The 21,372-nt window shown below is 73.9% G+C and carries 17 protein-coding genes; all 17 read right to left on the reverse strand.

The genetic code is table 11. The annotated features are described in order from the left end of the window. Positions 1-225: 225 nt before the first annotated feature. Positions 226-2,106, reverse strand: a complete 1,881-nt coding sequence (locus IEZ06_RS11390) for a hypothetical protein (RefSeq protein ID WP_189236644.1) — start codon at positions 2,104-2,106, stop codon at positions 226-228. 43 nt (positions 2,107-2,149) lie between these two features. Further along, positions 2,150-3,019 carry a DivIVA domain-containing protein gene (locus IEZ06_RS11395; protein WP_189236645.1) on the reverse strand — a complete coding sequence of 290 codons (870 nt, stop codon included), beginning with the start codon at positions 3,017-3,019 and terminating at the stop codon, positions 2,150-2,152. A gap of 49 nt (positions 3,020-3,068) precedes the next feature. Further along, positions 3,069-3,356: a YggT family protein gene (locus IEZ06_RS11400; protein ID WP_189236646.1), complete on the reverse strand. Its 288-nt coding sequence runs from the start codon at positions 3,354-3,356 to the stop codon at positions 3,069-3,071. Between the two features lie 79 nt (positions 3,357-3,435). After that, on the reverse strand, positions 3,436-3,939 hold the full coding sequence (locus IEZ06_RS11405; protein WP_189236647.1) for a cell division protein SepF: 504 nt from the start codon (positions 3,937-3,939) through the stop codon (positions 3,436-3,438). Positions 3,940-4,057: 118 nt separating this feature from the next. Next, on the reverse strand, positions 4,058-4,762 hold the full coding sequence (locus tag IEZ06_RS11410; protein WP_189236648.1) for a YggS family pyridoxal phosphate-dependent enzyme: 705 nt from the start codon (positions 4,760-4,762) through the stop codon (positions 4,058-4,060). Between the two features lie 90 nt (positions 4,763-4,852). Continuing rightward, positions 4,853-6,262, reverse strand: coding sequence for a cell division protein FtsZ (gene ftsZ, locus IEZ06_RS11415; RefSeq protein ID WP_189236649.1), 1,410 nt, complete (start codon positions 6,260-6,262; stop codon positions 4,853-4,855). Positions 6,263-6,529: 267 nt separating this feature from the next. After that, positions 6,530-7,231 carry a cell division protein FtsQ/DivIB gene (locus IEZ06_RS11420; protein WP_229797957.1) on the reverse strand — a complete coding sequence of 234 codons (702 nt, stop codon included), beginning with the start codon at positions 7,229-7,231 and terminating at the stop codon, positions 6,530-6,532. A gap of 43 nt (positions 7,232-7,274) precedes the next feature. Beyond that, positions 7,275-8,681: a UDP-N-acetylmuramate--L-alanine ligase gene (gene murC, locus IEZ06_RS11425; protein ID WP_189236650.1), complete on the reverse strand. Its 1,407-nt coding sequence runs from the start codon at positions 8,679-8,681 to the stop codon at positions 7,275-7,277. Between the two features lie 150 nt (positions 8,682-8,831). Beyond that, positions 8,832-9,920, reverse strand: coding sequence for an undecaprenyldiphospho-muramoylpentapeptide beta-N-acetylglucosaminyltransferase (murG, locus tag IEZ06_RS11430; RefSeq protein WP_189236651.1), 1,089 nt, complete (start codon positions 9,918-9,920; stop codon positions 8,832-8,834). Positions 9,921-9,945: 25 nt separating this feature from the next. Continuing rightward, a complete protein-coding gene (ftsW, locus tag IEZ06_RS11435) occupies positions 9,946-11,217 on the reverse strand; it encodes a putative lipid II flippase FtsW (RefSeq protein WP_189236652.1) in 1,272 nt (423 codons plus the stop codon). Between the two features lie 106 nt (positions 11,218-11,323). After that, positions 11,324-12,700: a UDP-N-acetylmuramoyl-L-alanine--D-glutamate ligase gene (gene murD / locus IEZ06_RS11440; RefSeq protein ID WP_189236719.1), complete on the reverse strand. Its 1,377-nt coding sequence runs from the start codon at positions 12,698-12,700 to the stop codon at positions 11,324-11,326. 49 nt (positions 12,701-12,749) lie between these two features. After that, a complete protein-coding gene (gene mraY, locus IEZ06_RS11445) occupies positions 12,750-13,808 on the reverse strand; it encodes a phospho-N-acetylmuramoyl-pentapeptide-transferase (RefSeq protein WP_068894159.1) in 1,059 nt (352 codons plus the stop codon). After that, positions 13,805-15,232 carry a UDP-N-acetylmuramoyl-tripeptide--D-alanyl-D-alanine ligase gene (locus IEZ06_RS11450; RefSeq protein WP_189236653.1) on the reverse strand — a complete coding sequence of 476 codons (1,428 nt, stop codon included), beginning with the start codon at positions 15,230-15,232 and terminating at the stop codon, positions 13,805-13,807. Before IEZ06_RS11450 ends, mraY begins: the two co-directional genes overlap by 4 nt. Next, a complete protein-coding gene (locus IEZ06_RS11455; RefSeq protein WP_189236654.1) occupies positions 15,229-16,788 on the reverse strand; it encodes a UDP-N-acetylmuramoyl-L-alanyl-D-glutamate--2,6-diaminopimelate ligase in 1,560 nt (519 codons plus the stop codon). The genes IEZ06_RS11450 and IEZ06_RS11455 overlap by 4 nt, the downstream gene beginning before the upstream one ends. A 40-nt stretch (positions 16,789-16,828) precedes the next feature. Continuing rightward, the gene (locus IEZ06_RS11460; protein ID WP_505851850.1) at positions 16,829-18,556 is read right to left on the reverse strand and encodes a peptidoglycan D,D-transpeptidase FtsI family protein; all 1,728 of its coding nucleotides are present in this window, start codon (positions 18,554-18,556) and stop codon (positions 16,829-16,831) included. Between the two features lie 923 nt (positions 18,557-19,479). After that, complete coding sequence (gene ftsL, locus IEZ06_RS11465; protein ID WP_189236656.1) at positions 19,480-19,923, reverse strand: cell division protein FtsL; 444 nt, start codon at positions 19,921-19,923, stop codon at positions 19,480-19,482. Between the two features lie 58 nt (positions 19,924-19,981). After that, entirely contained in the window at positions 19,982-20,917 is a 936-nt protein-coding gene (gene rsmH / locus IEZ06_RS11470; protein ID WP_229797978.1) for a 16S rRNA (cytosine(1402)-N(4))-methyltransferase RsmH, read from the reverse strand. Positions 20,918-21,372: the final 455 nt, after the last annotated feature.

The following is a 21,372-nucleotide window of genomic DNA, read 5'->3' on the forward strand; positions in this document are numbered from 1 at the left end:
GGGCCGCGATCAGGCCCGTCCCGGCGGACCGGCCGGATCCGGCCGGTCCGCCGGGCGGTGGAAGACGACCGGGCGGTGGAAGACGACCGGGCGGTGGAAGACGACCGGGCGGTGGAAGACGACCGGGCGGTGGAAGACGACCGGGCGGTGGAAGACGAAGGGCTCCGGGGATGTCCCCGGAGCCCTTCTCGCAGGTGCTTCGTTCCCGCCGTCCGCAGATGCGGGTCAGCCGCGGTCCGGCACGTCTCCCTGGCAGACGGCGCAGCCGCTCAGGCCCGCCTCCTCGGCCTCGGCCCTGGACATGGTCTCTATGCCGTCGTCGTCGACTCCCCTGACGAGCGGGCAGGCCACGCCGTGGAAGCGGCGGGTGCCCGAAATGACCTTGACCGTGCCGGAACCGGCGGCGCCGGCCTTCACTGCGGGGATTCCGTGGGGTGAGGTGTCGTCGTCCCGGGCGTCGTCCGGAACGATGCCCTCTTCCTGGGCGGACGGCACCGGCTCTCCGGGCCCGGCCGAGGTGGAGCCGACCGGCACCGGCCGCCCGGCGCGCCCGGGCTGCTCGGTCCCGGCCGGCTCCACCGGCTCGGCGGGCTCCGCGGCGCGCGCCGCGCCGACCGGCTCGGCGGCCTCCGCGAGGGGTGCGGACCCCGCCGGAGCGGACTCCGTCTCGGGCCGCCCGTCGGTCTCCGTCTCCGGTCGGTCGGCCTCCGGTCCGGTCGTCTCGGGTCCGCCGTTCCCGGGTCCGCCGTTCCCGGGTCCGCTGGTCTCGTCCGCGGATCCGGCCCCGACGGGCCGCCCGGGTTCAGCGGATCCGGTGGAGGCGGGCTCCGTCCGCTCGGTGGATTCCGCGGGTTCCGATCGCACGGCGGACCCCGTGGTGGGCTCAGGTCCGGTCGGCTCCGCCGGCTCGGCGGGCTCCGCGGCGCGCGCCGCACCGACCGGCTCGGCGGACTCCGCGAGGGGTGCGGATCCCGCCGGAGAGGGCTCCTCCTCCACCTGCTCGCCGGACTCCGGTGCGTCCTGCCCGGCCGCCGTCCGGCTCCCGGGCGTCTCCTCTCGGGGCGCCGGCTCCGAGGCCTCCTGCTCCGGCGCGTCCTGCTCGGCCGCTTCCCGCACGGGGGCGTCCTGCTCCCCGGGCTCGGACGACCGGGTGTCCGGCGCCGCGGGACCCGGCCTGGAGGCCGGAGGGGAGGCGGGCTCCCGGCTGAACCAGCTGGTGGCCGAGGAGTCCTCCGCCGACGCGGGCGACGGCATCTGGAGCGGGAACGAGGGGGCGGCGAAGGGGGCCGCGGCCTTCTCGGCACGGGGCGCGGAAGCCGGCTGCTCACGGGACTCCCGGAGCGGGGCCTCCGGCTCCCCGGACGGCGTGCGGGGCCGGCCGGCCTGGTTCCCGGAGGTTCCGGCGGGGCGGTACGGAGGGGTGAACCGTACGGTCTCACCGCTGTCCGGTCCGGTCGTGCCGGACTCCCGGAGGGCTTGGGCCGGCGGGGCCGGGAGCGGGGCCTGGGCGGCCTCCCGCCCCTCGGGGGCGTCCTGCGGCGCGATCCCGCCGCTGAGCTCGGGGAGGCAGGTGGTGCAGGGCGTGAAGCCCTCCTCCCGAGCCTCCTCATGAGTGAGTTCCTCGTGTTCCCTGCCGGCCAGCTGACGGCACCCGGCGACGTGGTAGCGCCTGCGTCCGGGGATCACCAGCACGATCGCCTCGGCGTCCAGCGCTCCCTGCCGCGCGGAGGCCGGTCCGGCCGCCGGAGCGGGCCGGGGCCGGGTCGCGGCGGCGACCGTCTGCCGCGCGCCCTGCGGCGCCGCCTCGGGCGGGCCGGCGTGCACCCCGGGGATGCCGGGGGCGGGCTGCCGATGAGGTGTCATCGGGGGCACGGGCATCGGACCGGCCGGAGCCGGTCCCTTGAAGGGGGACGGCGGAGCCGCCCCGGCGCGTCCACCGCCGGGGAAGAGCTCATGGCGTCGCAGCAACGCCCCGATCACCAGGAAGACCGCGGACAGCACACTGACCGCGATCGACCACATGACCAGAAAGGGCTTGGCGATCACGACCCCCGCGATGAGCAGGACGACGGCCGTCAACACCAGGCCAGCGCTGATAAGGATCACGAAGGGACTCCCGGTTACGGGTCAGAGGGAATGACCCGACACCTTAGCGGCGGTCGTTGTGCGGGCCGTCGGCGCCCTGGAAGGCTCCGGAGTGCTGCGACGGCTCGCCACCGAAGGCCCCGGGACCGCTCTGGAGGGGCTGCTGCCCGCCCTGAGCCGCGGCGTGGGACATGACCGGGGGACCGCCCACGGGACCGCCCACGATCGGGAAGCCCCCGCTGCCCTCTGCGGCGACGTTGAGCTCCGCGAGCTGGTTCTCCAGGTAGAGCTTGAGGCGGCTGCGGTACTCGCGCTCGAAGCTGCGCAGCTCCTCGACCTTGCGCTCGAGCTCGTCACGGGTCTGCACCAGCGAGCCCATGGCCTGCCGGTGGCGCTCCTGCGCGTCGCGCTCCAGCGTCTCGGCGCGCGCCCGGGCGTCGCCGATGACCTGCTCCGCCTGGCGGCGGGCCTTGCCGAGGATGTCGTCGGCCTCGCGCCGCGCCCGGGTCACCGTCTCGTCCGCCTCCCGGCGGGCGTCGGCGATCGCCTGGTCGGCGGTCTGCTGGGCCAGGGCGAGCACGCGCGCGGCGGTGTCCATGTTGTCCTCGGCCGGGGGCATGCCCATGGCGACGGGGACCGGCTGCTGCTGCACCGGCTCGGGAGCCCGCATCGGCTCCGGCTGCGGCGGCATCATCATCTCGGGCTTGGGCTCGGCGACGGGGGCCGGCGCCATGGCCATGCCCATCCCGCCGGGCACCTTGCCCCGCATGCACTCCGACAGCTTGGCGCGGAGCTCCTCGTTCTCCTGGATGAGGCGGTCCAGCTCGGACTCCACCTCGTCGAGGAAGGCGTCTACCTCTTCCTCGTCGTAACCCGGCCTGAGCCTGGTCGTACTGAACTGCTTGTTCCGCACATCTGCGGGTGTCAGCGGCATTTCGGTCTCCTTGGCGCGCTTGGAGTCTGTCCGGAGGGACGGTACCCGATCAACGAAGCGCGGACACGAGTTGGATCAAGACCCAGACCACAATGAACAGGACTGTGAAGCTTAGGTCAAAGGCCACCGTACCCAACCGGAGTGGCGGAATGAAACGGCGGAGGAACTTGAGAGGTGGGTCGGTGACCGTGTATATGGCCTCCGCCACGACCAGGACCACCCCCGTGGGGCGCCACTGGCGGGCGAACGCCTGGACCGTCTCAAAGATCATTCTGCCGATCAGCAGGAGGAGGTAGATCCACAGGACGACGACCACGATGTCGCTAACGATCCCCACGGCGTTGTCCTGCCTCCGTCCTGGTCCACGACCCCCGGAAGGACGGGGTGGGCTTCGACTCGGTGTGCATAGTGGAACTCTAGCTCTGGTTGAAGAACCCGCGCTCCGCGATTCGGGCCTTGTCCTCGGCGGTCACCTCGACATTGACTGGGGACAACAGGAACACCTTGTTGGTAACACGTTCGATGCTGCCGTGTAGGCCAAAGACGAGACCTGCCGCGAAATCGACGAGTCGCTTCGCGTCGCTGTCAACCATTTCCGTCAGGTTCATGATGACCGGCGTGCCCTCGCGGAAGTGCTCGCCGATGGTCCTGGCCTCGTTGTAGGTCCGGGGGTGGAGCGTCGTGATGCGCGCCAGATCGGTCGTACGGCGCTCCAGGACGGCCGTCGTCGGCCTCGGGGCCGGCACGCCGGGGTCGGTCTCGTCCTGGGCCTCTCCGGCGGCGCCGGGGCGCTCTTCACCGGTCCGCCGCGACTCGTCGAACTCGTCGTACTCGTCGTCGGGGTAGGCGTCGTACCTCTCGTAGCGGTCGTCCTCCACAAGACCGAGGTAGACCGCCATCTTGCGCATCGCGCCGGCCATCGTTCCGCTTCCTCCGTCTTACTTCGATTGACTCGGGGTGGAGCCATCCCCCCTTGACGCTCACCGCCGATCGACCACTCACTGGATACGTGGGCGCCAAGGCCCACTTGGAGGGACATTACCTGACGAAGGGCTTCCGGCGACCGAGCAACGCCGTACCGACACGCAGGTGTGTCGCACCGTTCGCCACGGCCTCGGACAGGTCGCCGCTCATGCCCGCGGAGACGACGTCCGCACCCGGATGGACGTCCCGCACGGCCCGCGCGATCTCCTGGAGTCCGGCGAACGCCCGGGCGGGCTCCTCCCCCAGCGGGGCCACCGCCATCACCCCGCCCAGCCGCAGCCCCTCCGTGGCGGCCACGGCGTCGGCCAGGGCGGGCACGTCCCCCGGCCGGGCGCCGCCCCGGACCGGATCGTCGTCCAGCGCGACCTGGACCAGGCAGGTGACCTCCCGGCCCGCCCTGACCGCCTCGCCGCCGAGCGCGGCGACCAGGCGGAGGCGGTCCACGGAGTGCACGACGTCGGCGTAACGGACCACGGAGCGGACCTTGTTGGTCTGCAGCTGACCGATGAAGTGCCAGGTGAGTCCGAGGTCCGCGCATTCGCCCGCCTTGACCGAGGCCTCCTGGTCGCGGTTCTCCCCGACGTCCCGCACGCCCAGCTCGGCCAGGAGCCGCACGTCCGAGGCCGGGTAGGTCTTGGTCACCGCGACGAGGGTCAGTTCCTCACGGGCGCGCCCGGCCGCCCGGCAGGCCTCCGCGATCCGCTCCTCGACCTCGGCCAGCCCGACCGCGATCTCTTCCCGCCGTGTTCTGTTTGTCACGTTCCCGCCGCTCGAATTCCGACAAACCAGTGGAATCCATTCTGACGGTCCCCGCAGGGCGGGCCGTCACCCGCCCTCAGGTGATGAATGTCACTTCAGGAAGTCGGGCACGTCCAGCTCCTCCTCCTGCTCCTCGAAGACCACCGGACGCCGACGGGCGGGATCGGGGACCTTCGCGGAGATCGGAGTCGGCTGCGCCGGCTCGGGCGTGGGCCTCGGGATCGACAGCGGCGGCGGCTCCTCCGCCCGCACCGGCTCGGGCTGCTCGACCGGCTGCGGCGCGGACTGGACCGGCTGCGGCGCGGGCGCCGGGGTCTCCGCCACGGTCGGAGCGGGCAGCGGCGGCGGCGTCGAGACCGGGCGTACCGGAGGAGGAGGCGTCTGCACCGCCCGGGGCTCCGGACGGGGCTCCGGCCTGGGTTCCGGCCGCTGCTCACTCCTGACGGGCGGGGGCGCCGCCGGCCGGAGCGGCGTGCTCGCCGGAGGAGCGGCGGCCTGGCGGGCCGGCTGCGGACGGGCGGCCGGCTGCGGGACCGCGGCCTTGTCCCCCGCGATGGGCTCGTCGAACCCCGCGGCGATCACCGTGACCCGCACCTCGTCACCGAGCGCATCGTCGATGACCGTGCCGAAGATGATGTTGGCGTCCGGGGCCGCGGCGTTCGAGACGAGCTGCGCCGCCTCGTTGATCTCGAAGAGGCCCAGGTCGGAACCGCCCGCGATCGAGAGCAGCACGCCGTGCGCGCCGTCGATGCTGGCCTCCAGCAGAGGGCTGGAGACTGCCATCTCCGCCGCCGCGACCGACCGGTCGTCGCCGCGCGCGTGGCCGATCCCCATCAGGGCCGAGCCCGCACCCGACATGACCGACTTCACATCGGCGAAGTCCAGGTTGATCAGACCCGGCGTGGTGATGAGGTCGGTGATGCCCTGGACACCCGAGAGCAGCACCTGGTCGGCCGCCTTGAAGGCGTCCAGCACGCTCACCTGGCGGTCGGAGATCGACAGCAGCCGGTCGTTCGGGATCACGATGAGGGTGTCGACCTCCTCGCGCAGCGTCTCGATGCCCGCCTCGGCCTGCATCGCCCTGCGACGGCCCTCGAAGCTGAAGGGACGGGTCACCACGCCGATGGTGAGCGCTCCCAGGGATCGCGCGATGTTCGCGACCACCGGGGCGCCTCCGGTGCCCGTGCCGCCGCCCTCTCCCGCGGTGACGAACACCATGTCGGCGCCCTTGATGACCTCCTCGATCTCCTCGCGGTGGTCCTCGGCCGCCTTGCGCCCGACTTCGGGGTTGGCCCCCGCGCCGAGGCCCCGGGTGAGCTCCCGCCCGACATCCAGCTTGACGTCGGCGTCACTCATGAGCAGCGCCTGGGCGTCGGTGTTGATGGCGATGAACTCGACGCCCTTGAGTCCCTCCTCGATCATCCGGTTGACGGCGTTGACTCCGCCTCCGCCGATTCCTACAACCTTGATGACCGCGAGGTAGTTCTGCGGTGCTGCCACGACGAGGGGCCTTTCCGCTCGTTGACTTGCAATTTCATGCGGCACGGGGCCCGTGCCGTCGTTTCTTTAACTCTCACCCTCAAGTTGAGATTTAGGTTTATGTCAACCTGAGGATTGATACGGACAGTAGGAGCTACGCTCCAGGTGGGTCAACTAACCGCGCCGCAAGCGTGCCCGGCGTGTCGCGGCCTGTCCTTTTCGTGAGACGCCTCAGGAGGCGCTCCGGAGCACGCGGACGGACGATCGCGCCCGACCCCGTCGGGCCCGTCAATCCAGCGTCACGACGTCCGGCGAGCTCACATCATAGGTGTCCGCCGGCCTCTGCAGCAGGGTGACCAGGATCCTCGCCTTGTCGGCGGGACGGTCACGGCCGCCCCACATCACCGTCCGGCCGTCCTTGAGCCGCAGCGTCACGGTCTCGGCCGACGGGGCGTGCACCTCCGCCACCCGCGGAGCCAGTTCCTCCGGCAGCGCGTCGATCACCGCCAGGGCGGCCGCGGTCGCCGGATCGCCCGGACCCGGGCGGTCCAGGCGCAGCACGGGCAGGGCCGGCGGCGCCGTCTCCCGCACCTCGACGACCACACCGTGGCGGTCCATCAGCGCCGACTTGTCCCCCACCTGCACCGCCGCCACCGGCTCGCGCTCCACGACCTCGATCACCAGAGTCCCGGGCCAGTTGCGGCTGACCTCGGCCGACTCGATCCGCCGGATCCCCCGGATCCGGCCCTCCACCGCCGCGGCGTCCACGGTGGCCAGCGGAGTGCCGTCGACGACCCCCGCCGTCTGCCGGATCTGCGCGGCCGAGACGTCGAAGTTGCCCGTCACCCGGATGTCGCGCACCCCCAGTACCGGGGAGAGGAACACCAGCCAGACCGCGCTGCCCACCACTCCGGCGGTGAGCAGCACCAGGAAGGCGGTCCTCCAGGCTCTGTTCGCGGCGACGCTGCGCGCGCTCCTCAGCCCAGGCACCGGAGCCCCCTCACAGGGCCCACGACGACGCTGCGCGCCGCGCTCACCGGGCGGCCAGCTCCGCGACGATCCGGGGGCCCAGCTCCGTCACATCGCCCGCGCCCATGGTGAGGACGATGTCACCGGGCCTGGCGCGGTCCGCCACCAGGGCGGGCACGGCCTCACGCAGGGGCGCGTACTCCACCTGCCCGGACGGGAGCGGCACCTTCTCCGCCACCAGCGCCCCCGACACCCCGGGCTCGGGGTCCTCGCGGGCTCCGTAGACGTCCAGGACGACGGCCTCGTCGGCCAGGCCCAGGGCCGCGCCGAACTCGTCGGCGAAGAACCGGGTGCGCGAGTACAGGTGCGGCTGGAAGACCGCGATGACCCGGCCGGATCCGGAGAAGGAGGTCACCACGTCCCGGGCGGCGCGCAGGTCCGCGGCCAGCTCGGTCGGGTGGTGGGCGTAGCTGTCGAAGACCGCCACCCCTCCGGCCTCGCCCTTGGCCTCGAAGCGCCGCTTGGCCCCGGTGAAGGCGGCCAGGCCGTCGCGGATCGCCGCGAACGGGACACCCAGCTCCGCGGCGACCGCGATGACGGCCGCCGCGTTGAGCGCGTTGTGCCGACCGGGGACGGGCAGCCGTACCCCGCCGTGGCCGTGGATCGCGAAGGAGACGCCCATGCCGTCGGGGGTGATCTCGCCGACTCCGAAGTCGGCCTCCTCGGCCTCGCCGTACGTGACCACCCGCAGACCGCGCGCGCGGGCGATCGGCACCAGCGCCGCCGAGCCCGGGTCGTCGGCGCAGACCACCAGGGTCCGGCCGACCCGCTCGACGAACCTGGCGAAGCTGTCGTAGACGGCCCGGGGGTCGCCGTAGTTGTCGAGGTGGTCCGGCTCGACGTTGGTCACCACGGCGATGTCCGGGGCCAGCATGAGGAAGGAGCCGTCGCTCTCGTCCGCCTCGGCGACGAACACCTCCCCCGCGCCCTCGTCGGCGCCCAGGCCGGTGGTGACCAGCTGCCCGCCGACGCAGTAGGACGGGTCGACCCCGCACTTCTGCAGCGCCACCGTGAGCATCGAGGTGGTGGTGGTCTTGCCGTGCGTGCCCGCGACGGCCACCGCGTTCCGGCCCGCCATGACCGAGGCGAGCGCCGCAGCCCTGGGGATCACCCTCAGCCCCTGCCGGAGCGCCTCGCCCAGCTCGGGGTTGGAGTCGCGGATCGCGGTGGACACCACCACGGTGTCCACGTTCTTTATGTGCGAGGCGGCGTGGCCGATGTGGATCACACCGCCCAGCTCCCGCAGGGCGGTCACCATGTCGGACCCGCGCGCGTCGCTGCCGGAGACCGCGACGCCCCTCTTGAGCAGGATGCGGGCGATGCCGGACATGCCGGCACCGCCGATCCCGATGAAGTGGACCCGCCCCAGTTCTTCCGCCGCGACCGGCTCCACCAACTTGACCAGACTCACCGGTCGCTCACCACTCCTCGTTGACCTTACGGGCGGTCCCGGTCACCGACCGGCCGCTCCGCTCACCGCGCCGGGTCCGTTCCCCGGTCATCGGTCGTTCCACCGCTGTCCGCCCGCCGTCCGGACGCTCGTCGTATCCGCCGCCCGCCGTCACGCCCGTCCCTGCGCCGCGATCTGCACCACCCGGCGCGCGAGCGCCGCGTCCGCGTCCTTGCGGCCCATCCTGGCAGCGGCCTCCGACATGGCGACCACCCGCTCGGGGTCGGACAGGATCGGCAGCACGTTGCGCAGGATCCACTCGGGCGTCAGGTCGGCGTCCTCCGCCATGAGCCCGCCGCCCGCCTGCACGATCGGCGCGGCGTTGAGCCGCTGCTCGCCGTTGCCGTGCGGGAGGGGGACGTAGGCCGCCGGCAGGCCCACCGCGGTGAGCTCGGCGCAGGTGATGGCCCCGGCCCGGCAGAGCGCGAAGTCGGCGGCCGCATAGGCCAGGTCCATCCGGTCGACGTACTGCAGCACGACGTACTGCGGGTCGCCCGGAGGGGGCTCCTCCTCCAGCGTGTTCTTCGGCCCGATGACGTGCAGCACCTGCACCCCGGCCCGGCGCAGCGCCGCGGCGGCGCCGAGGGCCGCCCCGTTGAGCGAGCGCGCGCCCTGGGAGCCGCCGGTGACCAGCAGGGTGGGCAGGTCGGCCTCCAGCCCGAACCAGGAGCGCGCCTTGTCACCGGTGGACAGCCGGTCCAGCTGGGTGATCTCGCGCCGGAGCGGGATCCCGGCGTACTCGCCCCTGGGCAGGGGCGTGTCCGGGTGGCCGGTGAACACGTGGTCGGTCAGCCGCGCGCCCAGCCGGTTGGCCAGGCCGGGTCGCGGGTTGGCCTCGTGCACCACGATGGGCACGCCGCGCCGCCGGGCCGCGAGGTAGGCGGGGGTGGCCACGTATCCGCCGAAGCCCACCAGGACGTCGGCCTGGACCCGGTCCATGATGCCGGCCGCCGCGTTGATCGCGCCCGCCAGCCGGCCGGGCACGGTCAGCAGCTGGGGCGTGATGGCCCGGGGCAGCGGCACCGCGGGCACGAGCTGCAGCTCGTAGCCCCTGGCGGGCACCAGCCGCGTCTCGAGGCCGCGCTCCGTGCCGAGGCAGGTGATCCCGATGCCCGGGTCCAGCCTGCGCAGCGCGTCGGCCAGGGCAAGCGCCGGTTCGATGTGACCGGCTGTCCCGCCGCCGGCGAGGACCACTCTCATGCCGGGTCCTTTCGCTCTCGTCCGCTCAACGTCTTCCGCGGCCCGGTCGTCTTCCCCGTTCCGGGCCGCCCAGGCCAAGCCAGCTTAGAGCCCGCGCCGCCGGTCCGGGGCCACGGTCGATGAGAGCCTCGCGCGCACCGGGCTCCAGTTTGGCGAAGGAGAGCAGCATGCCGAGCGCGGCCAGGGTCGGCAGCAGCGCCGAGCCGCCGTAGGAGACCAGCGGGAGCGGGATGCCCGTGATCGGCAGCACGCCGATGACCGCGCCGATGTTGACGATCGCCTGCCCGGCGATCCAGGCGACGGCGGCGGCCGAGGCCAGCCGGACGAACGGGTCCCTGACCCGGGTGGCCACCCGCAGCCCCGCGTAGCCGAGCAGACCGAACAGGGTGATCACCACCAGCGTGCCCATCAGGCCGAGCTCCTCGCCGATGATGGAGAAGATGAAGTCGCTCTCGGCGTGCGGCAGCCAGTTCCACTTCGCCCGGCTGGAGCCCAGGCCGAGCCCGAACCAGCCGCCGCTGCCCATCGCGATCTGCCCCTGCACCGCCTGGAAGCCCGAGGTCTGGGCGTTGCCCCACGGGTTGAGCCAGCCCTCGATCCGGTCCGCGCGGTAGCCCTCGGTGCTGATCATCACGATGGTGGCGAGGACCGCCACCGCGAGGATCCCGCCGAACAGCCGGAGCGGGGCCCCCACCACCCACAGCAGCGCCAGGAAGATCACCATGAGCACGATGGTGGTGCCCAGGTCGCTGCCGGCCATGACCAGCAGCGCCAGGATCGCGGTGCCCGGCATGAGCGGGACGAGCAGGTGGCGCCACTCGATCATCCCGCCCCGCGCCCGGCGCGCCAGCAGGTCGGCCCCCCACACCACCAGCGCGAGCTTGGCCGGCTCCGACGGCTGGATGGTCAGCTCCCCGATGTAGATCCAGCGCTGCGCGCCCAGCTCCGACTGGCCGATGAAGATGACCAGGACCAGTCCCAGGGCCGCCAGGACCATCAGCGGGTATCCGGCCAGCCGGAAGAAGCGCAGCGGCAGCCGGGAGCAGACCCACATGATGACCAGGCCCAGCGCCATCGACAGGAACTGCCGCCCGAAGAGCGCGAACGCCGAGTCCCTCGTCTCCAGCGCCGAGATGCTGGAGGCCGACAGCACCATCATCAGCCCCAGCGCCATCAGCAGCCCGCTGACGCCCAGCAGCAGGTGGTAGGAGAGGAGGGGCCGCTCCAGCAGCTCGCGCAGGCGGGAGAGCCCTCCGCCCAGCGGGACGGACCGCGCCGGCGGTTCCGCGGCGGTCACCGGCCGCCCCGCGAGCCGGTCCGCGCGCCGCCCCGGGCACTTCCCCGCCCGCCCGGCCGGACCTCCGCGCGGGCTCCGGTCCGAGCCTCGGCGCCGGGCCGCGGGCTCACGTCCCGCTCCCGTCCCCGGGGGCTCCCAGGCGGTGCACGGCCCGTGCGAACGCCTCCCCCCGGGCCGGGTATCCGGTGAACATGTCCAGCGACGCCCCCGCCGGAGCCAGCAGCACGGTGTCTCCGGGGGCGGCGAGCCTGGCGGCTTCGGCGACGACACGGTCCATGGCCCCAGTGTCCTGCTCCGCGACCTCGACCACCGGGACATTCGCGGCGTGTCGCGCCAGAGCCTGCCGGATCCGCTCGCGGTCGGCGCCCAGGAGCACCGCGCCGCGCAGCCTGGGGGCCGCCTGCCGTACCAGGTCGTCGACGTCGGCGCCCTTCAGCTGCCCGCCGGCCACCCAGACGATCGAGGGGTAGGCGGCGAGCGAGGCGGCGGCGGCGTGCGGGTTGGTGGCCTTGGAGTCGTCGACGTAGTCGACCCCGCCCACCCGGGCGACGTGCGCGATCCGGTGCGGGTCGGGGACGAAGTTCCGCAGCCCCCGCCGTACGGCCTCCTCCGGCACCCCGTAGGCCCGGGCGAGCGCGGCGGCGGCGAGCGCGTTGGCCACGTTGTGCGGCGCGAAGGGCCGGACGTCGCCGAGCGAGGCCAGCTCGGCGGCCTCGCGGACGGGGTCGGCGGTGAACGCCCGGTCCACCAGCAGGTCCTCGACCACGCCGACCTGCCCCGGCCGGGGCACCTGCAGCGTGAAGCCGACCGCGCCGCCGTACGGCGCGGCCAGCCGGGCGGACCACTCGTCGTCGGCGTTGTAGACGACCGTCCCGGCCCGGGCGAAGATCTCCCCCTTGGCCCGCGCGTACTCCTCCATGGAGCCGTGCCAGTCGAGGTGGTCCGGCGCGACGTTGAGCACGGCCGCCGCGAGCGGGGCGATGCTCGGCGCGCGGTGCAGCTGGAAGCTGGACAGCTCCACCGCCAGCACGTCGTACGGCTCCGCGACCGCCTCCGCCACCGGGACGCCCACGTTGCCGACCGCCAGCGCCCGGTGCCCGGCGGCGAGCAGCATCGAGGTGAGCATCCGCACCACGGTGGTCTTGCCGTTCGTCCCGGTCAGCGCCAGCCACGGCGCCGCGCCCTCGGGGCGCAGCCGCCAGGCCAGCTCGACCTCGCCGATCACCTCGATCCCGGCCCGCGCCGCCGCGGCGAGCAGCGGGTGGTGCGGCGGCCAGCCGGTGGCGACGACCTGGGTCGTGCCCTCGGGGAGCCCGGCGGGCTCGCCGAAGCGCACCTCCACGCCCGCCTCGGCCAGCTCGGCGGCGACGGCGCGCTGGCGCTCGCCGTCGCGCCCCTCCAGGACGACCGCCTTCTCGCCGCGGGCGGCCAGCAGGCGGGCGGCGGCGGCGCCGGAGAGCCCGGCGCCCAGCACGCAGATCATTGAAACCACCCAGTCCTTCCAGGATCGGCGGAGCGGCGCGGAGTCCTGCTCAGGACTTGGGCATCCACTCGATGTAGAACAGTCCGAGACCGGCCGCGGCGCACAGGCCCGCGATGATCCAGAACCGGACCACGATGGTGGTCTCGGCCCAGCCCGCCAGCTCGAAGTGGTGCTGGAGCGGCGCCATCCGGAACACCCGTTTGCCCGTCAGCTTGAAGGACCCGACCTGGATGATGACCGAGAGCGTGATGATCACGCACAGTCCCGCCAGGATGATCAGCAGCAGCTGGGTGCGGGTGGTGATGGCCAGTCCGGCGATGACGCCGCCCAGGGCGAGCGAGCCGGTGTCGCCCATGAAGATCTTCGCGGGCGGGGCGTTCCACCACAGGAAGCCGATCAGCGCGCCGAGCACGGCGGCCGCGACCACGGCCAGGTCCAGCGGGTCGCGCACCCAGTAGCAGTTGGGGCCGAGCTGGGTGGTGCAGCTGTTGCGGAGCTGCCAGTTGCCGATCAGGATGTAGGAGGCCAGCACCGCGCCGGTGGCGCCGCTGGCCAGGCCGTCGAGGCCGTCGGTGAGGTTCACCGCGTTGGAGAAGCCCACGATCATGATGAGCACCCAGACCGTGAACCCGACGATGGTGATCGACGGGCCGAAGTCCCGCAGGAACGACAGCCGGGTCTCGGCCGGGGTGATGTCGTAGGCGTTGGGGAAGCGCACCACCAGCACGGCGAAGACCGCGCCGACGATGAGCTGGCCCAGCGCCTTGGCGCCGCTGCGCAGGCCGAGGCTGCGCTGCTTGTAGATCTTGATGAAGTCGTCGAGGAAGCCGACCGCGCCCAGGCCCGTCATCAGGAACAGCACCAGCACCGCCGAGACCGTGGGCGTGGTCCACGACATCAGGTGGGCGCAGGCGTACCCGATCAGCGCGGCGATCACGATCACCGTGCCGCCCATGGTGGGGGTGCCGCGTTTGTCGTGGTGGCCGGAGGGCCCCTCCTCGCGGATGCTCTGGCCGTAACCGCGCCGGGAGAACAGCCTGATCGCCAGGGGCGTGCCGAACATCGACAGCAGCAGGGAGACGGCCGCCGCGATGAGGATGTCCCTCACTGGCCGTCACCCCCGACCAGGGCGTGGGCCACGCGCTCCAGCCCGGCGGCGCGCGAGCCCTTGACCAGGACCACGTCGCCGGGGGCGAGCATGCCCTCCAGGAGGGCCGCGGCCTCCGCCGTGTCGGCCGCGTGCACCACGCGGGTGGCCGGGCGCGGCCGCGGCCCCGGCGGCGCGCCGGACGCGGCCTCCTCCACCGCCGTGCGGGCGCCGGCCAGGATCGGCTCGGCGTCCTGGCCGACGACGACCAGGCCGGCCAGCCCCGCCTCGCCGGCCATCCGGCCGACGCCCTCGTTCAGCGCGTCGCTGTGCTCGCCCAGCTCGGCCAGGGAGGCGACGACGGCGAAGCGGCGGCGCGGGCCCGCGAGCGCGTCGAGGGCCCGGAAGGCGGCGCGCATGGAGTCGGGGTTGGCGTTGTAGGCGTCGTTGATCACGGTGACGCCGTCCGCCCGGTCGGTGACCTCCATCCGCCAGCGGCTGCGGGGCTCGGCCTCCGACAGCTCCTGGGCGATGACGGCGACCGGCAGGCCGAGCTCGTAGGCGGCCGCCGCCGCGGCCAGGGCGTTCTCCACCGCGTGCTCGCCGTACAGGCGGAGCCCGACCGGCGCGGAGCCCGACGGGGTGCGCAGCGTGAAGGAGGCGCGGCCCCGCTCGTCCACGGTCACGTCCTCGGCCCGCACGTCGGCGCTCTCGGCGCGGCCGTACCAGGTGACGCGGGCGCGGGTGCGGCCGGCCATCGCGGCGACCAGCGGGTCGTCGGCGTTCAGCACGGCCACGCCGTCGGCCGGCAGTGCCTCCACCAGCTCGCCCTTGGCCTGGGCGATGGTCTCGCGGCTGCCGAAGAAGCCCAGGTGCGCGGTGCCGACGTTGAGGACCACGCCGATCTTCGGCGGGGCGATGCGCGCCAGGTAGGCGATGTGCCCGACGTTCTTGGCGCTGAGCTCCAGCACCAGGCAGCGGGTCGTCTCGTCCGCCCTCAGCACGGTCAGCGGGTGGCCGATCTCGTTGTTGAACGATCCGGCCGGGGCGATCGTCGGGCCGACCCTGGCGGTGAGGCGGGCCAGCAGGTCCTTGGTGCTGGTCTTGCCCGACGAGCCGGTGACGCCGATGACCGTGCAGTCGGGCAGCTCCGCGCAGGCGGCGGTGGCGAGGGCGGCCAGCGCGGCCAGGACGTCGTCGACGATCACCGCGGGTGCCTCGACGGGCCGCTCCGCGAGCACCGCGACCGCCCCGGCCGCCACGGCCTGCGCCGCGAAGTCGTGGCCGTCGGCCCGGTCGCCCTTGATGGCGACGAACAGCGACCCCGGTTCGGCCGCCCGGGAGTCGATGACGACCGGACCGCGCACCACCGCGCGGGGATCGGCCATGCCCGCGAGGGCGCCCGAGGTGATCTCGGCGATCCTCGCCAGCGGCAACGGGATCATGATGCGTCTTCCCTACTCTCGTCCGTGCTTCGGCGCCCGGTACGGCTCCGCCGTCCGGCGATCGCGTCGGCCACCACCTGCCTGTCGTCGAACGGGAGGACCCGGTCTCCGACGTACTGACCCTGCTCGTGGCCTTTGCCCGCCACGACGACGACGTCGCCGGAGCCCGCCCGGCCGATCGCCAGCTCGATGGCCGCGGCCCGGTCCGGCTCAATGATCACATGCGCGCGCTCCTCCTCGGGCACGCCGAGGACTCCGTCCATCATCTCGGCCAGGATCCGCAGGGGGTCCTCCGAGCGAGGGTTGTCGCTGGTGAGAATAGCCACATCCGCCAGGCGTGCGGCGGCTTCCCCCATCATCGGGCGTTTGCCCCGGTCCCGGTCGCCCCCGCAGCCGAGCACCACGGTCAGCGTGCCGGAGGTCACCTCGCGCAGCGAGCGCAGCACCGACTCCACCGCACCCGGCTTGTGCGAGTAGTCGACGATCGCCTCGAAGCCCTCCCCGCCGGGGACGCGCTCCATCCGGCCGGGCACCCCGGCGAGCGTGCCCACGCCCGTCACCGCGGCGCGCAGCGACACCCCCGCCTCGACCAGGGCCACGATCGCTCCCAGCGCGTTGGCCACGTTGAAGGGGCCGGGCAGCGCCACCACGGCGTCCTCCTCGACACCGCCCGGGCCGACGACGCGGAAGGCGCTCCCGTCGGAGCCCAGCCGCACGTCCAGAGCCCTCCACTCGGCCTCCGGGGAGCCCAGGGCGGAGAAGGAGACCGTCGGGATCCCGGCCCGGTCCAGGAGCCGGCGGCCGTGGGCGTCGTCGGCGTTGACGACGCCCACCCGGCTCATCGCGGGGGTGAACAGCCGGGCCTTGGCCGAGAAGTAGTCGTCGAGGTCGCGGTGGAAGTCCAGGTGGTCCTGGGAGAGGTTGGTGAACAGCGCGACGTCGTAGAAGACCTCGTCGACCCGGCCCAGGGCCAGGGCGTGGCTGGAGACCTCCATGGCGGCGGCGGTGACGCCCTGCTCGCGCATGAGGGCGAACAGCCCCTGCAGCTCGCTGGCCTCGGGGGTCGTCAGCCTGGGCGTGAAGCGCAGCTCTCCGGCGCGGATCTCCACCCCGCCGACCAGGCCGGTCGTGTGGCCCGCGGCGCGCAGCCCGGCCTCCAGCATGAAGGTGCTGGTGGTCTTGCCGCTGGTGCCGGTGACGCCGACGACCGTCATGCCGTGCGCGGGCCGGCCGTACACCCAGGCGGCGGCCTGACCCAGCACGGCCCGCGGGTCCGGGACGACGAGGACCGGCAGCCCGGTCGCGACGGCGGCCTCCCGGCCCGCCGGGTCGGTAAGGATCGCGGCCGCTCCCGCGGCCAGCGCCTGCGCGGCGAAGTCCGCGCCGTGGGAGACGGCTCCGGGCAGCGCGACGTAGAGGTCGCCGCGCCGGACCTGGCGGGAGTCGATCGTGACCCCGGAGACCGCGGCCAGCGGCGCGCGCGACGTGCCCGAGGGGGCGCCGAGCAGGCTCGCCAGCCCGGAGAGCGGCCGGGGTGAACTGGTTGAAGGTCGCATGGACGACGGGGGACGCACGGCGAGAGCGTACCGTCCCCGCTCATTCCCCGGCGCGGATCCGCACCGCCGGCGGCTCGGTGCCGGTGGGCGGGATCTTCCTGCTCTTCAGCGCGAACGTCATCACCTTCTTGAAGACCGGGGCCGCGATCTCGCCTCCGTAGTGGCCTTTCCTGGGGTCCTGGATGACCGCCAGGACGACCAGCCGCGGCTTGTCGGCGGGGGCGAAGCCCGCGAAGGTCGCGGTGTAGCCGCAGTAGCCCTGGCAGGCGGCGTCGTAGCGCATCGCGGTGCCGGTCTTGCCCGCCACCCGGTAGCCCTCGATCGAGGCCAGGTTGCCGGTGCCCTCCGCGCTCACGGCGGCCTCCAGCATCAGCGAGACCTCGCGGGCCGTGCGCTCGCCGACCACCCGGGTGCGCTTCGCCGGAGCGGTCGGCACGAGCGAGCCGTCGGCGCCGGTGGTGCCGGCCACGACCGACGGGGCGATCCGCACGCCGCCGTTGGCGATGGTCTGGTAGACGCTGGCGGTCTGCAGCGCGGTGACCGAGATGCCCTGGCCGTAGGCGATCGTGCAGCGCTGGCTGCCCGACCACTCCTTCCACGGGGGCAGCAGGCCGGCCTCCTCCCGGTAGAGGCCCGCACCGGGCTTGGCACCGAACCCGAAGCGCCGCAGCATCTCGTGGAGCTTCTCGTCGCCCACCTTCTGCGCGGCGAGGATCGTGCCCACGTTGCTGGAGGTGGCGACCACACCGGAGAAGGTCAGGCGCTCGGTGGGGTGCGGGTGGGAGTCGCGCAGCACCTTGTCGGCGCACCTGATGTCGTCCGCGACGGTGAACACGGTCTCGGGGCGCACGGCCCCCGACTCCAGCGCCGCCGCCGCGGTGATCACCTTGTTCGTGCTGCCCGGTTCGAACACGTCGGCCACGGCGCGGTTGACCCAGCTCTCCGCGGAGGTCTTCTCCCAGTCCTTCAGGTTCAACTCGGGCGCGTTCGCGATCGCCACCACCTGGCCGGTCTGCACGTCCATCACGATGACGCTGCCGGTGCGGGCCCCGGTGTCCGCGACCTGCTCGGCGATCGCCTGCTGCGCGGCCCACTGGATGTCCCGGTCGATGGTGAGCCGCACGTCCCGGCCCTCCACCGGCTGCCGCCGGGTGCTGCGGGTCATCGGGATCCGCTGCCCGTCACGGCCGGTCTCGATGCTCTGCTGGCCGTCGCGCCCGGCCAGCAGCTTGTCGTGCACGAGCTCCAGACCGCTCAGCCCGCCGCCGTCGTCCCCGACGAAGCCGATCAGGGTGCCCGCGAGGTCTCCACCGGGGTAGTCCCTGCGGTACTCGTGCCTGCTCCCGACCCCCTTGAAGCCGTGCGCGAGCACCTTCTGGGCGTGGATCGGGTCGACGGTCCCGATGGGGACGTAGCGCTTGCCGGTGTCGGCGATCTCCGCCGCGATCCACTCCTTGGGCCTGCCGAGCTCCGCGGCCAGCATCGCCGCCACCTGGGCGCGCTTGGCGGGCGTCACCTCCAGCGGGTCCACGAAGATCTCGCGCACCTCGACCGTCAGCGCGAGCTCGTGCCCGTTGACGTCGGTGATCGAACCTCGCCGGGCGGGGATCCGCTCCTCCTGGACGCGCTGCCTGGCCGCCTCGGCCATGTACACCTTGGAGTCCAGGCCCTGCAGCTGGACCAGGCGGCCGGCGAAGACGGAGAGCACGAAGGTCATCGCGATCAGGCCGATGCTGATCCGCCTGCCGGGGTTGCCCAGGTGCAGCACCATCGGCGCACGTGCCGGCGGGCGGGGCGGTGCGCCCTCTCCCGTCCGCCGCACGGGCCCGCGGGGCCCGGCGGGCCGCATGCGGGAGGTGCGCCCGGGGTCGGCCGGTCCGTCGTCGCGCTCACGCACGGGACGCGGACCCGGCCGTCCGGGCGCGGGGCGGGCCCCCTCCGGGCGGGCGGGCCTGCCGGGCCCCGCGGGACGGACCGGCTCGGCACGGCCCGGCCGGCCGGGCGCGTCCGGGCGCACCGGATCGGTACGGCCCGGCCCCCCGGACCGCCGGGGGCCGGCCGGCTCGGCGCGGCCCGGCCTTCCCTGCGCCCCCGGGCGGGCCTCGGCGCGGCCCGGCCGGCCGGATGCGTCGGGACGGGGCGCCCGCGCGGGCGTCGCGGGGCGCGGCGGCCTGCCGGGACCGTCCGGCTTCCCCGCCCGGCTCTGCCTGCCGCCTCCGGCCGGCCCCCCGGACCCGCGGGCTCCGCCCTGCCCCCCGGACCTGCTTCCTCCGGCTCTGCTCTGCCCTTCCGAACCGTTCCGCCCGTCGCCTGCGGCCGGTCGCCGGTTCCGTGCCGGGCGGCCGGTCGCGTCCGGCTCCCCGGCCCCTCCGGAGCGCGTGGAGCCGCCGCTCCTGCCAGTCCTGCCGGGACCGTCGGAGCGCCCCGGGCCGTCGGGGCGGGCCGGCCCGCCCCGCCCGTCCGTCCCACCGCGCCCGCCGGGGGGCACGGGCCGACCCGCCCCTCCCCGGGCCCCGGGCCTGCCGGTGCCCTCCGCGCCGCTCTGCCCGCCCTGTCCGTCGGGACGGCCGGGACTTTCGGGACGGCCCGGACCCTCGGGGCGGCCCGGACCCTCGGGGCGGTCGGGACGGCGAGGGCCGCGGCGGCCGGAGCCACCGCGGCCGGCACCGGGACCGCGACCACCGCTGTCGTTCATCGACCCGTGCCCGGCACTCGCTCCTGCCCGACGGGCGTCTGGCCCTCGCTGGCGACCCGGCCGCCGGGGAGGCCGTCGGAGTCGATCACGCGGGCGGAATCGTCGGGGACCATCCCCTGCCGGTCGGCCGCGTCGGCCACCTGGCGGGGCATCTCCAGCTGCATGTTCTCGCTCTTCTGCTTCTGCTTCTGGAGGCTGAGCTGATGGAGCTCCCTGCGCAGGTCGCTCTCCCGGATGGCGTTCTGGGCCAGGACGGTGTTCAGCAGCAGCAGGGTGACCAGGCCGCCGCAGAGCAGCCCGACCACGAGCAGCACGAAGGGAGCCCTCGGCGCGCGCCCCGGCGGGGAGCCCGCCTGGGCCGCGGCGGCCTGAGCCCCCTGGGCCGCAGGCGCGGCGGGCGCCGCCTTGGCGGGCTTGGGCCTGCGGCCGGACGGTGCCACGCGAGGGACCCGCGGGGCCCGCCTGTCACGGCCGGGCGCGGCGCGGCGGACGTCTGCCTCAGCTCTCGTCAACTGCCTCACGGATCCTTTCTGCCGCCCGGCACCGGGCAGAGGCCGCCCGCGGGTTGCGGGCCACCTCCTCTTCGCTCGGGAGCTCGGCCCCCTTCGTCAGCAGGGCGAACCTCGGCTGGTGAGCCGGGAGCGGGACGGGCAGCCCCGGGGGGCTGGTGTCCCGGGTTCGCGCGGTGAGGATCTGCTTGGTCAGCCGATCCTCGAGAGAGTGGTAGGCGAGCACGACGACGCGCCCGCCCAGCGTCAGCGCGTCGAGTGCCGCGGGCAGCGCCCTCTCCAGTGCCGTCAACTCCGCGTTCACCTCGATCCGCAACGCCTGGAACGTTCTTTTTGCGGGGTTTCCCCCGGTTCTCCGCGTGGCCGCGGGGATCGCCGTACGGACGATCTCCGCAAGCCGCTTGGTAGACGTTATGGCTTCCCTGGCCCTTTCCTTGGCAATTAGGTGCGCGACACGCGGGGCGAATCTCTCCTCACCGTAATCCCGGAGGATCCGGATCAGATCGGCGACGGGATAGGTGTTGACGACGCTCTCGGCCGTCAGCTCCTCCTCCCGGTCCATCCGCATGTCCAGCGGCGCGTCGTAGGAGTAGGCGAAGCCCCGCTCGGCCTCGTCCAGCTGGGGCGAGGAGACGCCCAGGTCGAACAGGGCGCCGTCGATCCTCCGGCGGCCGATCCCGGCCAGCACGTCGGCGAGCTCGTCCGAGACCGCGCGGACCAGCGTGGTCCGGCCGGCGTACGGCGCGAGCCTGGCCGTGGAGCGCTCGATCGCGGTGGGGTCGCGGTCGATCCCGACGAGGTGGAGCGAGGGGTGCGCGGCGAGCAGGGCCTCGGCGTGCCCGCCGAGGCCGAGGTTCGCGTCGACGACGACGGGCTCGGGCCGGTCCAGCGCGGGAGCCAGCAGTTCGAGCACGCGGTCGAGCATCACGGGCACGTGCCCGCCCGGCCCCTGAGGATCGTTCCTGTCGTTCTCGGCGTGCCTGTCGTTCTCGGCGTGCCTGTCGTTCTCGGCGTGCATCGGGCACACCCCCCCTTCGCCGCCTCGCTCGCGGATACGCGGCGGACGCTCATCGGTGTCGTGGAACCTGCTTCGCGGGCCTCTCCCGCCACGGGCGGCGTTCCCGGACGGGCCCGCCACACGGCGACGAGGAGCCCCGGTCCGGACGCCGACCAGCCTCGCCCGGCCCGCGACGGGCGCGGACCGGGCGAGGCTTCCGATGGAGCGAGGTGGCAACGCGGGGAGACGCCGTCCCGGCGCCGCCACCGCAGAGTACGGGGTTCACGAAGCGGGCCCTGACGGGCCCCCACCCCGGGGCCGCCCGGCCAGGTCCCCATCCGCACCCGCGTGTCCTCGCGCCACCTGACACCGGGGAAGGTGCA

This window comes from Planomonospora antibiotica, from assembly GCF_014647955.1.
In the GTDB taxonomy this organism is placed as follows: Bacteria; Actinomycetota; Actinomycetes; order Streptosporangiales; family Streptosporangiaceae; genus Planomonospora; species Planomonospora parontospora.